The following is a 14,173-nucleotide window of genomic DNA, read 5'->3' as shown; positions in this document are numbered from 1 at the left end:
AACGACGGAGGTTTATATGAAGAGACTGTATGGCAAGTTAGTAGGGGTTATCGTCGCAATTGGTTTAATAGCAGGATGCGATAGTTCTATGAAGAGTGTGAAGGAAAAAGAAGTTTGTAAAACAGAAGAAGAATGCGTGGAAATAGGAGATAATAAACTTCAAAAAGTATATGAAAAAATAGATGGATTATCTGAGCTTGAAGCAGTAGAAGATTATGATATAGAAGAGCATGAAAATGCGGATATGAAAGGGGCAGAGCAGAAAAAAGAGGATGACGAAAATTATTTCTTTTTAGCTTCTTATTATATTGATGGTGATGAAATTGTAGATCCTTATTTTGAAAAAATAGAACGAAAACGTTTAAATAAAGTATTCGCTGAAGATAAAGAAGCGAAAGAAGAGGTGCTACAACAGCGTCAAGATAGAGGGTATCATGAAGACTTATGGGATATGTATCGTACTCTCATTCCAGCTCAATATCGCGGGAATATAACAGAATTTGATTTAATAACGGACGGTTATGACGGTGTTGTTGCTCACGTTATGCCTAGTATGGAGAATCCGAAAGATTGGATTCTTAGCTTAGATACGCTTGATTCGGCGGTAAATATCGATGAAGTGATGAAAACATTAATTCATGAGACGGCTCACGTGTTGACGCTCGGGTATAAGCAAATACCAGTAGATGAAAAGTATGTAAAGGATTTTGAAGAAGATAAAGATATTTCAACATACCGAAATAACTGTGAAACTCTTTTCTTACAAGAGGGATGTGCGAAGGAAAAATCTTATATTAATCAATTTTATAACTCTTTCTGGAAGGACATTGAGCAGGAGTGGACAGAAAAGAAAGTGGAAGAAAGTGAAGAAACTCAAATTGAATTTTTTAAAGAAAAGCATGATGAGTTTGTATCACAGTATGGAACGACAAATGTAGCGGAAGATATTGCAGATACGTTTACAGCATTTATTTTGCAAGATTCAAAAAAGGTGAAAGAAGGATCGGAGTTAAAGTATAAAAAAATTGCGTTCTTCTATCAGTTCCCTGAGCTTGTAAAAATGAGAGCGGAAGTGTTGTCGGGGTTATATGATGTTTCGAAAACGATAGAGTAACAAAGCGGACAATGACAATAATGAGAGGTATATATTTTAGCCAATAAAACGTAAAGAATTTTAGTTCTTTGCGTTTTTTCATGTTGATAAAATTGAAAATTCTGTCTTTTTGTAAAAAAGAAGAAGGAACTGAAGCTTTAAAAGAGAATTAGTATAAAAATGTCACAAATTAGACACAATTATAATGCGCATATTGTAGGGACTATAAGTTTACTCTCAAGGAGGTAATGAAACGTATGAAAACGATTCTTGCGGTTGCTGGTCTCATTTGGGTAATGTCTCACGGTTTTCCGATTTTTGAAGGAGAGCAAATTCGTAGTGCATTAAATAAAAAGTATGATGATTATCATGTAATAGATCGAAAAGAAAATGTCGTTACAGTACGTGTGAAAGATTGTTTCCATACAGTTACGGTTGCGGATGGAAACGTTACAAATGAAACAAAGATGTGTGATAAAAGGTAAAGAAAGAAGCTGACTATAGTCTATCGCCCTAAGTCAGCTTCTTTTTCGTTTTCCAATTAGAAGTTTTTCAAATGCCTCAACAAACACATACATAAGTGTTGCGAGGACACAGGTGAGTAGTACGCTCAGTAAGACGAGCGTGAAATTAAATACTTGGAATCCGTAGCTAATTAAGTAGCCAAGACCTTGTTTAGAGACGAGAAGTTCGCCGAATATAACACCGACCCATGATAAACCAACGTTCACTTTTAACGTTGAAATAATTGCTGGGAAGGATGCAGGGAGAACGACTTGCTTATAACATTGCCATTTATTCGCGCCAAATGTGTCCATCACTTTTATATAGTTAGAATCGACTTCTTGAAATGCGCTGTAAATAACGAGAATGGTAATGATGATGGAAATGATTACCCCCATTGCAATCGACGAAGAAATATTTGGACCGAAGATTACAATGATAATAGGTCCAAGTGCCACTTTTGGCATGGCGTTTAGGACGACGAGATAGGGGTCGAGCACGCGAGCGAGAAGTGGCATCCACCAAAGAAAAGTAGCGATAATAGCACCGAGCACTGTTCCAAGAATGAAGCCTACTCCTGTTTCAAGTAATGTCGTCCATATGTGAACCCAAAGCGAACCGTCAATCCATTTACTAAGGAAGAGATTCCAAATGCTTGAAGGAGAGCTAAAGAGTAAAGGATCAATCCACTCTTTTTTGCTAGCTATTTCCCATAGTGAAAAGAAAAGAATGAGCAGTAAAAGCTGCAGTGAGCGTGCTAACCATGCGCGCTTGCGTTCTTTTTTCTGAAACTGTTCATGTAGTTGCTTTATATTATCCAAGTCGCTCCAGCTCCTTCCATATATCTTGGAAGAGGGATGGGAAGTCATGGTGGTGGCGTGATTCTAACGGTGATAAGGAACGGATGCTTTCTGGGACGATAAATGTTTTTGCAATTTTTCCAGGATTCGCTTGTAGTAAATAAATACGATCACTCATCGCAATGGCTTCTTCAATATCGTGTGTGACAAGTAGTGATGTTTTTTTATAGTTACGTAATAATGTGAAGACGAGATTTTCTAGTTTCAACTTCGTTTGATAATCGAGAGCTGAAAAAGGTTCATCTAGCAATAAAATTTTCGGATCGGTCGCTAACGTTCGAACGAGAGCGGCACGTTGACGCATACCGCCGGACAGTTCACGAGGGTATTGCTCTTCTACATCATGTAGACCGACTTGCTTTAAAAGTTGTAAAGTATGTTTTTTCGTCTGTTCATTGTAAATTTTTCGAGTGTGAAGTCCAAGCATAATATTTTCTTCAATTGTTTTCCAAGGGAACAAGTAATCTTGCTGCAGCATATACCCCATAGATGAAGTTTTTGTTGTAATAGGCTCACCATCTAAAAAGACGATGCCTTCAATTGGATCAAGTAACCCGGCAATAATGGAGAGGAGTGTTGTTTTGCCGCAACCACTTGGACCGAGTATAGAAATAAATTCGCCTTCTTCCACTTGTAAACTCATGTCTTCGAGAATCAATTTAGCATTCTCTTTTGCGAAAAAGCAGTGAGAAACGTTACGTATTTGTAAAAAACTCATACACTTCGCCTCTATTTCTTAATAACGCTTTCGGCAATTTTTGTATTGACGAGCGCTTCATGTGGAACTTCTTTTTGTAATTCGCCAGCTTCTTTCATAATCGTTTGGAGCTGTTTCCATTCTTCAGCATCTAATAGCGGATTTGTCGCATAAGAATGTTGCTTTTTATAACGTTCAATTACTTTTACTGTAATGTCCTTTGAAGTGTCTTTAAATAACGGAGAAACGACATCAGCAATCTCCTCTGGACTATGTGTATCAACCCATTGTTGTGCTTTATAGAGCGCACGTGTGAATTTTTCAGCAGCATCTTTATCTTTCTTTAAGAAGCTTTCTTTTGCCATGAACGTTGTATACGGAACAGTTCCAGATTCATTTCCGAACGAAGCGACGATAAACCCTTTTCCTTCTTTTTCGAATATACTTGCAGTCGGTTCAAAGAGCTGTACAAATTCCCCAGTACCAGATGCAAAGGCACTTGCAATGTTAGCAAATTCGATGTTTTGAATTAAGTTTGTATCTTTGTGAGGATCAATGCCATTTTTCTTTAAAACGTATTCTCCAACCATTTGCGGCATGCCGCCTTTACGCTGTCCTAAAAACGTAACACCTTTTACGTCATTCCAATTAAAAGAGTCTAATTTTTTACGCGAAACTAAAAATGTTCCGTCTGTTTGTGTAAGTTGTGCGAAGTTAATGATAGGGTCTTTTGCACCTTGTTGATGAACGTAAATAGACGTTTCAGAACCGACGAGAGCAATATCAATTCCGCCAGATAATAGGGCGGTCATCGTTTTATCTCCGCCAGCTGTTGTTTGGAGGTCAATATTTAATCCTTCATCTTTAAAAAATCCTTTTTCAATCCCGACATATAACGGGGCGTAGAAGAGAGAATGGGTAACTTCGCCGATGCGAATGTTTTGCGTTTGTTCTTTCGTACCTTCCTTTTTACTACTGCAAGCAGCAAATGTGAAAACAGCTAGTAACATGATGCAAAAAACAGCTATTAATTTTTTCACTATATGACACCTCCTAGAAGTCACTCTACAAGCATGATATGTAGGTAAGTGCCCATATGTGAGTGTGGATAGCAGGAATTTTTTGGGTGATAAAGAAGTACAAATATAAGGGGTGATAAAATGGATTACGAATATGATGATAGCGTACATTTACATCTTGATTATTTCGGAACAGAATGTGATATGGAATCGATTGCTTATAAGCGGAAGAATGAAGACGTGTGGGATGTGTATTTTAATTTTGGGACATATGGTCTTCAGAAAGATGAGATCGAGACAGGTAGATTTATGGACGAATATGCTGGTCATTACGTTTTTTCTGTACATGCTCGTGATCTTAGCTGGGAATTCGGAAGTGCTCAATTTGAAGAGTGGGTTTTGAGAAATCAAATAGTAGAAAAATCGCTGCAAAAATAGGGAGGAATTTTGTGGTCGATTTTCTCATTTTCTTGTTCATTTTCGTAATCGGATTTTTTATTATGCAAGTACTCGTTTATCGATTTGCAAAGAAAAACATTCAAAAATATACAAAAATAAAATGGATTCATATGTGGCTAGAGATGAATATGAAGAAGGGCCCGAGATTAGATCTTTTTGATTTTGTAGTTATCGTACTTGTATGTATTATATGGAAAGTATGGATGTCTTCTCTTATATAATACATATGCTCATGTCTGTTAGAATGAAGGAGAACCTGTCAGTGTTGGTAGGTTCTTTTTTTATGGTAATAATTTTGTGAAGCATAGTTCATTTATGCTGTTAGAATATAGAGCGAAGAAGTTTTATCCCGTTCAATCCTGAATGGTTCGGGCTTATTAAAATTTCACTGTATTTTTAAGGGGAAATTAAGGATACATGTGTATATTACAAGCACATAGGGAGACTAGCTGCATACAAATATGGTATTTTGTATAGGACAATATGTTTGTGGATGCGAGACGAAGGGGCAAAGGAAAGAGGGAATAAATTGCGTTTTGATTTTTTAACACGACAACGAAGAAGAGATGAATTTTATCTTAGTTTTTCTCCTCAGCAGTCGAGGAAGAACCTATTAATTTCTATCATTCTTAGTGGAATGTGGGCAATCTGTTTAGAAACGCTGTTTTTTGTTATGTTAAGATCTTTCGAATTCGAGAGAACTAAAGAATTTTTTAATGGGAAAATACAGCTAAGTATACTCATTATTGTTTTATGGAGTGTACTACTATACATCATTCATTTAAATAAAGGCATCAGTCATAAGCTTAGGCCGGCTATTCGAGTTTATGTTGTATTATTTTTAATTGCTCATACAATGAATTGGATGTATATCATAGTGCAGGAGGATATGAACCTTATAGTAGTAAATACATGGGTGTATTTACAATATGGACAGTATATATTAAGCCTATTATTTATTTATATGGTATACGTTTTTGCATATAATTTGCTTGGAAGAGTTTTCTTAAGTACAACGATAACTAGCTTAGTCTTACTTATTTTTGTGATGGTGAACCATTTTAAACTCATTTTTAGAGGAGAGCCATTTTACCCGTCGGATTTTACACAGATTGGTCATATGAATTCCGTTATACCGATGGTCATGGAGTATTTTAGTTTTTGGAATATGTTTCTGGCAATAGTGGGCATTGTTTTGATTATATTTGTAGTTATGTATATACGAAAGTACATTCCGGTTATAAAATCACATATTATTATGAGGATTATTTTAATATGCGGCTCTGCGTTTATGTTGTATGGATATAGTAACTACCCTACTACCTTTATGAATAATATATTTATAAAAAGTGGAGTAGACATCCGCGCGTGGAATCAAGCCGCAAATTATAAGGTGAATGGTTTTGTTATAGGATTTTTAAGCAACTTAGATACGACAGTCATTAAAGAGCCGAAAGAATATTCAAAAGAAAATATGCAGCAAATTGCAAAGGATATAGAAAAACAATATGGCGATAAAATAAAAGGACAAAAAAAAGCAGAGAAGCCGAATATTATATTTATTATGAGTGAAGCTTTTTGGGATCCGACAAAATTAACGAATCTTTCATTTAGCGAAGATCCAGTGCCGAATTTACATCATTATATAGAGAATTTCCCAGGGGGACAAACGATAGCTCCTACATTTGGAGGAAATACAGCGAATACAGAATTTGAAGCGTTAACGAGTTACTCGATGAGTCTTTTAATGCCAGGTTCTATACCATATCAACAAGCTGTTCCAAGCCAAAAAGAGATTCCATCGATTGCAAGTGAGTTGAAAAAACAAGGGTATTATGCAAGTGCAATTCATGCGTTTAATCGATCGTTTTATAAACGTGAAGATGTATATAAAACATTGGGATTCGATAATTTTAATGCAGAAGATACGATGAAAAATAAAGAAGTAGTGGGAGACAATATTGGTGATTTATCTATGAGTAAAGAAATCATAGATGAATTAAATAAGAGAAAACAACCTACATTTATTCATGCGGTGACGATGCAAAATCATTTTCCGTATACGCCAAATATGTTTGGAGAAAATAAAATAGAAATTAGTGGATTAACAGAAGAGGAATCGAAGGCAGAATTAGAAGCATATACAGAAGGGATAAGATTATCGGATGAGGCTCTGCAATATTTAATCGAGCAGCTTGACGATCTAGATAGACCTACTTTAATAGTCTTCTTTGGAGACCATTTACCTATGTTAGGAACTAATAAGTCTATTTATAAAGAATCAGGATATATAGAAAACGAAGAGACAGTAAGAGAAAGATTAATTATGTCAGAAACGCCATTGTTAATGTACGCAAATTTCGATTTGCCAAATGACAATTTAGGTTTAGTAAGTCCGATTTATTTTTCTAGTCTTGTTTTTGATTATGCAGGATTAAATCAATCACCATTTTATCAATTTTTATCGAAAATGCATAAAGAAATACCAGTTCTTAGAGATGAGTTAAAGGTTAATAAAGATGGAGAAGAGATAACAGATTTAACAAAGGAACAAAAAGAAATGTTAGAGCAATATAAAATGATCCAATATGATTTACTTGCTGGAAAGCAGTATAGTAAAGATATACTTTTTAAATAGAACAAACAAAAAGAACTTGTATAACGATACAAGTTCTTTTTTTATAGTATTTAACGGGGTAACCAGACAAGCTGGGTTTAGGGAGTATTACCTGTACATTTAGTATAAATGAAAATGTAATCGTTTTATTGATTGATTTGTGAGAAATATGTGAATTTTAATCTTTTCAAAAACTGCGTTCCTATCGAAACGATTTGGTATAGATTTTTATGAATGCAAAAACTTTATAAGTTCTTCATTTAATTCATCCGCTTGATCGATTGGAGAGCCGTGACCGCTATTTGTAAGAGGATGTAACTGAGAATTTTTAATCCGTTTTTGCGTGAGTTCAGCGCTTTTGTAAGGGATAAGTTGATCGTGAACACCATGGAATATTTTTGTTGGGACGTTAATTTTACTTAAATCTTTCGTTACATCTTCATTTGCAGCTGCTTGCAATATTTTGATGAGAGCGTAGGAAGCAGACTGCATACCGAGATAAGAAAACCATTCTAACGTAGCAGATCCTAAGTTTCTATTAAAAAATGATAAAGATACATCATTTAAAAATTTTGGCATATTGGCATACATTTGATTAATGAGGGTATCTGCTTGTTCTTTTGGGACACCATAGGGAGATTCTTGATTTTTAACGAAAGAAGGGGAAACAGCATCGACTAATACAAGTTTAGAAATGCGATGACCATTGTAGCGAGACATGTACCGAATAGAAAGAGCGCCACCTACTGAAAAACCGACTAATGTAGCATTTTCTACTTGAAGTGCTTCTAGAACAATGGCGATATCGTCTGCTAAACGATCGTATGTGTAACCAGTCCACGGTTTATCAGATTGTCCGTTTCCGCGTATATCCATAGCGATACAGCGGAAACCGTGCTGTGGTAACACATTGAGTTGATATTGGTACATTTGATGATTTAAAGGCCAGCCGTGGACGAAGAACACGGTTTTACTACCGGGTCCAGGATTAACGTCTTGCACAAAAATATGCACATCTTTCTCGACGGTAACAAACATAAATTATCCCCCTAACCTATTCATATGCTCTATCCCAAAAGCGTTGTTTCGTCATAGCTTTAATAAATTCATTCGCCAGGAGCGTAGGGTTCTGTTCTAGTAAGACACCAGGCTTTCCTTTAATATTTAAAGATTGAATAACAGTAGATCCATTTTGGAAGGCACCAATTGGCTTAAAGTGATTATATGATTCTACGACAAATGAACTCGCTTTATTAAGAAACTGTTCATCAAGGTTTCCTCCAATAAGAAGTAGCCCATCATAAAGAAGTGAAGATCCTGTTAAAAAAGTATCATTCACGTCCCAACGTACATTTTGCGTTCCTTGTACAATACCTAATCGTTCGGAAACAATTACTGGTTGCAACCCAACTTGTTTGAATTGATTTAGTATATATTGCGCGTTTTGTCCGTCATATCCATTTGCAACAATGACACCTACTCGTAATGTATTAGGACTAAATGTCGTATTTGCCATACTGAGTGCTGGCGATGATTTCGTAACGCTCGATTCTTGAATATTTGGGACTTTTGCTCCGACCGCTTCAGCGACTAATGTAGCTAGTTCACTACTAATATGTCCAATCATATTTACGACTTGTTGACGGACGGATTTACTTTTTACTTTTCCTAATTCAAAGGAGAAGGCTTGCATAATATGAACTTTTTCGACGTTACTCATACTATTCCAAAATAAACGTGCTTGAGAGAAATGATCTTTGAAACTGGCGGCTGTTTCTCTCGTTTTATGCCCTGATACAGTAGAAGGGTATGTAACGAACCCACCCTTTGTACCGGGGACAGTGTAAGGAGTGTTATTTGCTAAGGAATTATTATGGTAAGCGATTTTTCCTTTATCAATTATATATTTAGATGCACCATCTCTTTGATTGTTATGAAATGGGCATACAGGACGGTTAATCGGTAATTCTTGATAATTTGTACCGACGCGTGCCAATTGAGTGTCTGTATAAGAAAAGAGTCTACCTTGTAAGAGCGGATCATTGGTGAAATCAATACCACGGATGATACTTCCAGGATGAAGTGCGACTTGCTCTGTTTCAGCGAATACATTCTCGACGTTGCGATTTAATGTCATTTTTCCGATGATTTTAACGGGGAAATCTTCTTCAGGCCAAATTTTCGTTGCATCTAATATATCGAAATCGTATTTAAATTCATCCTCTTCTTCTAGAATTTGAATACCAAGTTCGTATTCAGGATAGTTTCCAGCATTAATATTTTCCCATAAATCACGGCGATGGTAATCTGGATCAGCACCACCTAATTTTTGCGCTTCATCCCAAATTAATGAGTGAATGCCGAGCTTCGGCTTCCAGTGAAATTTTACGAATCGTGACTTTCCATTTTTATTCACTAAGCGAAATGTATGAACGCCAAACCCTTGCATCATTCGAAAACTTCTTGGAATGGCACGATCAGACATAATCCACATCATCATCGCAGCCGATTCTTGGTTATTGGCGATGAAGTCCCAAAATGTATCATGTGCTGTTTGTCCCTGTGGAATCTCATTATGCGGCTCAGGTTTAAGGGCGTGAATAAGATCAGGGAATTTAATGCCATCTTGAATGAAAAAAATAGGAATATTGTTTCCGACTAAATCAAAATTTCCTTCTTCTGTATAAAATTTAACAGCGAACCCTCGTACATCTCGATTTGTTTCATTCGCACCTTTTGATCCAGCCACTTCAGAGAAGCGAACAAAAAGTGGTGTTTTTTTTGAAGGGTCCTGTAAAAAGTGGGCCATTGTTAGTTCCTCTAAAGATTCATATAGCTCGAAAATACCATGTGCGCCGTATCCTCTTGCATGAACGACTCTTTCAGGAATTCGTTCACGATCAAAATGAGCAAGTTTTTCCCGCATAAGAAAATCTTCTAGAAGGGTAGGACCACGATCGCCGACGGTTAAAGAGTTTTCATCATTTGAAATTGTAACACCTGTATTTGTTGTCATTTCCTTTCCTTCATTCTCACGCGTGAAGGATTCCAGTTGTTCTGTCTTTTTATTTTTTTTGCCGTTCATATAAAACACCTCCCATAATATACGTATTATTGTTTATAGCTTTTATGCTTATATATAGTCTGAAGATACTTCGCTCTATTGGGATGATTTTCCTCAATTGTTCGATTTATCTTTGTTTGTCTATGAAAATCATTTATTATAATAAATGGTATTCTTCGAGATATTATTTTGAAGGGGTGTTGAAGTGAAAGGAAAATTTCTATCATATAAAGAAGAAGAAAGGAATGCCAAAATCTTTTTGTGGGTGCTATATGTCATTGTTGTTTTATACCAAATTTCCTACGGAATCTTATTAGAAAATAAATCACTAATGGATAAAGGACATAGCATAATATGGCAAGTTATTTGCGGAACAGCAATATTGGGCGTGAATATATATTTAATAAAAAAAGAGAAAGCAACCCTTGTTAAATATGCATGTATTTTTGCATACATAGGGATAGAAATGGCTAATATACTTTCGTATATGCTTTATAATAAGGCGGTATTTGATGCGGTAAATATAATAGAAATTATTCTTATTTTCTTTGTACCTATATTTATAAATAAAAGATTTTTTGTGTGCGTACTTGTCACTATTATAGGGAAATATTTAATTTATTTATTTGTATTAGAGGAAGTAAAAGCGTTTATGTTCCTCATTATGTATACACTCGTATTAATAGCAGCATACATCATTTTAAATCGATTTATACAATACCTTTCAGCGGTAAAGAAAAGTATTAAGATTGCTAGTGAATCACAAAAATTAGCGGTAGTCGGAAAAATGGCAGCGACAGTAGGACATGAAATTAAAAATCCACTTGCTTCATTAAAAGGATTTACGCAATTACAACGAGAGAAGCATGGAGAGGATCCTGTTTATAAACAGATGATTTTTGAAATAGAAAATATGAATAGTATGATAAGTGAGTTAATGGAAGTTGCTACATGTAAACCTTCTATTTATAAGAAACATAATATAGGAGAAATTGCATTACAAGTAGTAACAATTGTCCGCGAAAAAATGAATGAATCCAACATTCAGCTTATTTCTAGTGTAGAAGAAAAGACGATAGAAGTTGAATGCGATGAGCGGAAAATAAGAGGAGTCGTGCTATATGTTATAAAAAATGCTCTGGAGGCAATGGAGCAAGGTGGCACATTAGATTTACGATTAGAAAATAAAGGACAAGATTATGTAATGCTAAGTGTAATCGATAATGGTTACGGTATTAAGAAGGAAAACTTAGCACGTGTTAAAGAGGCCTTTTATACAACGAAGCAAGATAAAATTGGCCTGGGACTTACGGTAGCGGATCGCATTGTCAACGAACATCTTGGTAAGTTACGTATTTCAAGTGAAAGAGATAAGGGAACGAGAATAGATATTATTCTCCCAAAAAAATATGGAAATAATGAAATACAAGTGGGAGAAAAGCTAGGAGTTACCATATGAATAAAGACGATATATTTAAAAATGAAGAAATAAAGGCGCTGAAAGTATTTTTAAGTTTATTTTTTGTTATATTTTTTGTATACGATCTTGCCTATGAATTTATTGTACCTTTAATAGGAGGAGAGCAAGAAGGAGTAGGAGAATTTGAAGATGGTTTAGGTTTATGGCTTTATTTCCTGATGGTGGTCTTATTTTGTACTGGAATATATTTTATGAAATGGAAAAATCCATTTGCAGTAAAGTATATTATTTTAATTGGATATAATTTATTAGATTTTATCCATAATTTTATGATTTACTACGGTAGTGATGCTGAGTTTGATGGTGGGAATATAGTAGAAGGATTTTTTATTTTATTTGCACCAATCTTTGTGAACAAAAGGTATTTTTGGTTAGTTACAGGGATACTTGTTGGAAAGTACGCTCTTACAGGAATCATTATTCAATCGTCACTCGTTTTAATCCCAATGGCATTATATAGCGTATTTACTATCATATGTTGGATTATGTTTTTGAGATTTCATTCTTACGTTCGTACGCTTGAGATGATGGATAAAGAAATAGAACAAACAGAAAAACTAGCAACTGTTGGGAAAATGGCAACAGTTATTGGCTACAAAATTAGAGGACCTCTAGCGAATTTAGATAAGTTTGTGAATAAGCAAGCGAATAAATATCCTGAGGATAAAATATATAGTGATATCATGAAACAAGAAGTAGAACGAATTCATACAATCGCTACAGAACTTAGTGGATTTGAGAAATCTAAATCACCAGAATCAGAAATTCATAATATAGAAGAAATTATCGCTTATGTTATTCGAGTTATGGGTAAGCCTGCTCTAAAGCAAGGAGTGCACATACAAGGTATTTATAGTAAAGACATACCATCGATTACATGTGAGGAAAAACGATTAAAGCAAGTATTCTTTAATTTAATTAAAAATGCAATTGAAGCAATGTCAGTTGGCGGAACGATTACGATTAAAGTGACTGTAGAAGATGCAATCATTGTTCAAGTTAAGGATGAGGGATGCGGCATCCCAAAAGACAAAATTCCGAAGCTAAATGAAGCTTTTTACACAACGAAAGAAACGGGAACAGGTTTAGGTTTAGTAGTTACAGAAAAAATTATTAAAGACCACAACGGTAAAATGAGTTTTGAAAGTGAAGTTGGAGTTGGAACGACTGTGAAGGTTATATTGCCGATATCATGAAAAACTATTTTTAAAAGGGAGATCACTTATTTGAGAGGGGGTCTCCCTTTTTTATTGTGAATGAGAGTAAGGCAATCTGATAAAGGTAGGTAAGTTAATTCTATTAAAATAGTATATACTGAACTTGTCTGTTATTTGTTTTAATTAATTTGTATTTCTATTTGTTGACCCGAATCTCGGGTCTTTTTTTGTTAAATAAATTATTTTTTAGTAAGGGCTATATATCAGTGATTAAAAAAATAGAGTATACAGCACTTGCAGTAATGCCAGGGGTAATATGAAGGGAGACAGCATCTCCTCTCGAAACTGAGTTTCCAGTTGTAATGCTAGTCCAAGTTGCAGTAGCGGGACCTACTGCTGGATTAGGATTAAACACTTGAATTTGTCTTGATCCAGTATCCGTTGGTTTAATTGAAAATACGATAGTTCCTGTAATTTTGTCAGTTGTAGTTAAAGTAAGAGTAGATAGGATGTAACTAGAGGTAGGGGCAGTGAGGTTTGTTGGGACATTCCTGCAAATATTAATCGTATAAACAGCAGCAGGTAAGTTATTTACATTTATAGATGCAGCAAAGCCAACTATACTACCGGCTCCAGCAGTGACATATGGAATAACATTGGAGTCAATTCCAGGAGAACCCGCTATACGTTGGAAACCAGCATTTGTTCCTTGAAAAACAATACTTTTTGCTGAAGGACTACCTGCAGTTCCAGAAGGCCCGGTAATGCCAGCGGGTCCGGTACTACCAGCAGGTCCGGTGTTCCCAGTAGGTCCACTTTCTACTAATACGATATAATCTGAAGATACATTTGGAAATCCTTGAGGTGCATCTTTTTTTACAACATAGCCGCTGCTCGTATAAGTGACAACTTGTCCTTTTTTATAGGTGGGAGCGGCTGCTAGACTAAAGGCCGTAGTACTTTGGAAACCAGCTCCGGAAGGCCCGGCAGAGCCAGTAGGTCCAGTACTACCAGTGGGTCCGGTGTTCCCGGCAGGTCCAGTGCTACCAGTGGGACCAGTGTTTCCGTTAGAGCCACTGTTGCGTCTGCCGTCGCAACTAAAACAATTACGTGGGTACATGTATGTTCTCCTTTCTATATTTTGGAAAATTCGTTTTAAAAATAGAACTACTATATACATATTATGAATTCTATATTTTTGTGTGTTCGATCGTATTGTGTAT

The 14,173-nt window shown here is 35.6% G+C and carries 13 protein-coding genes; 7 read left to right on the top strand and 6 right to left on the bottom strand.

Annotated features, from left to right (window positions below; all coding sequences use genetic code 11):
• Nucleotides 1–16: 16 nt before the first annotated feature.
• Both ILS93_RS11665 and ILS93_RS11660 read left to right on the top strand, forming a co-directional pair.
• Nucleotides 17–1,114 carry a recombinase family protein gene (locus tag ILS93_RS11665; protein ID WP_222654762.1) on the top strand — a complete coding sequence of 366 codons (1,098 nt, stop codon included), beginning with the start codon at nt 17–19 and terminating at the stop codon, nt 1,112–1,114.
• A gap of 236 nt (nt 1,115–1,350) precedes the next feature.
• Entirely contained in the window at nt 1,351–1,578 is a 228-nt protein-coding gene (locus tag ILS93_RS11660; RefSeq protein ID WP_000849118.1) for a hypothetical protein, read from the top strand.
• A 33-nt stretch (nt 1,579–1,611) separates the two neighbouring features.
• Here the strand turns inward: ILS93_RS11660 and ILS93_RS11655 are convergent, their stop codons facing one another.
• From ILS93_RS11655 to ILS93_RS11645, 3 genes are read right to left on the bottom strand one after another with little or no spacing between them, the layout of a single operon-like run.
• Nucleotides 1,612–2,418, bottom strand: a complete 807-nt coding sequence (locus ILS93_RS11655; RefSeq protein WP_222660481.1) for an ABC transporter permease — start codon at nt 2,416–2,418, stop codon at nt 1,612–1,614.
• Nucleotides 2,411–3,175 (bottom strand): ABC transporter ATP-binding protein, encoded by a 765-nt coding sequence (locus ILS93_RS11650; protein ID WP_088047671.1) that lies wholly within the window; start codon nt 3,173–3,175, stop codon nt 2,411–2,413. The genes ILS93_RS11655 and ILS93_RS11650 overlap by 8 nt, the downstream gene beginning before the upstream one ends.
• An 11-nt stretch (nt 3,176–3,186) precedes the next feature.
• Nucleotides 3,187–4,194: an ABC transporter substrate-binding protein gene (locus ILS93_RS11645; protein ID WP_064474492.1), complete on the bottom strand. Its 1,008-nt coding sequence runs from the start codon at nt 4,192–4,194 to the stop codon at nt 3,187–3,189.
• Nucleotides 4,195–4,314: 120 nt separating this feature from the next.
• On the opposite strand from ILS93_RS11645, the gene ILS93_RS11640 reads away from it, so the two are divergent.
• The 3 genes from ILS93_RS11640 to ILS93_RS11630 all read left to right on the top strand — a co-directional run bounded on the left by ILS93_RS11640 (nt 4,315) and on the right by ILS93_RS11630 (nt 7,270).
• Entirely contained in the window at nt 4,315–4,611 is a 297-nt protein-coding gene (locus tag ILS93_RS11640; protein ID WP_064474493.1) for a DUF3986 family protein, read from the top strand.
• Between the two features lie 11 nt (nt 4,612–4,622).
• Complete coding sequence (locus tag ILS93_RS11635; RefSeq protein ID WP_064474494.1) at nt 4,623–4,853, top strand: hypothetical protein; 231 nt, start codon at nt 4,623–4,625, stop codon at nt 4,851–4,853.
• A gap of 272 nt (nt 4,854–5,125) precedes the next feature.
• Entirely contained in the window at nt 5,126–7,270 is a 2,145-nt protein-coding gene (locus ILS93_RS11630; RefSeq protein ID WP_064474495.1) for an LTA synthase family protein, read from the top strand.
• 207 nt (nt 7,271–7,477) lie between these two features.
• Here ILS93_RS11630 and ILS93_RS11625 read toward each other — a convergent pair whose 3' ends face one another.
• Nucleotides 7,478–8,287: an alpha/beta fold hydrolase gene (locus tag ILS93_RS11625; RefSeq protein ID WP_048562023.1), complete on the bottom strand. Its 810-nt coding sequence runs from the start codon at nt 8,285–8,287 to the stop codon at nt 7,478–7,480.
• 16 nt (nt 8,288–8,303) lie between these two features.
• The gene (locus ILS93_RS11620) at nt 8,304–10,334 is read right to left on the bottom strand and encodes a catalase (protein WP_064474496.1); all 2,031 of its coding nucleotides are present in this window, start codon (nt 10,332–10,334) and stop codon (nt 8,304–8,306) included.
• Nucleotides 10,335–10,518: 184 nt separating this feature from the next.
• On the opposite strand from ILS93_RS11620, the gene ILS93_RS11615 reads away from it, so the two are divergent.
• A complete protein-coding gene (locus ILS93_RS11615; RefSeq protein ID WP_064474497.1) occupies nt 10,519–11,772 on the top strand; it encodes an ATP-binding protein in 1,254 nt (417 codons plus the stop codon).
• Nucleotides 11,769–12,989 (top strand): ATP-binding protein, encoded by a 1,221-nt coding sequence (locus ILS93_RS11610; RefSeq protein ID WP_064474498.1) that lies wholly within the window; start codon nt 11,769–11,771, stop codon nt 12,987–12,989. Before ILS93_RS11615 ends, ILS93_RS11610 begins: the two co-directional genes overlap by 4 nt.
• A 217-nt stretch (nt 12,990–13,206) precedes the next feature.
• Here ILS93_RS11610 and ILS93_RS11605 read toward each other — a convergent pair whose 3' ends face one another.
• Complete coding sequence (locus ILS93_RS11605; RefSeq protein WP_222660479.1) at nt 13,207–14,070, bottom strand: collagen-like protein; 864 nt, start codon at nt 14,068–14,070, stop codon at nt 13,207–13,209.
• Between the last annotated feature and the right edge of the window lie 103 nt (nt 14,071–14,173).

The sequence above is a fragment of the Bacillus sp. 16GRE42 genome (assembly GCF_019837435.1).
In the GTDB taxonomy this organism is placed as follows: Bacteria; Bacillota; Bacilli; order Bacillales; family Bacillaceae_G; genus Bacillus_A; species Bacillus_A wiedmannii.
This window is presented reverse-complemented; position numbering and strand designations above follow the sequence as displayed.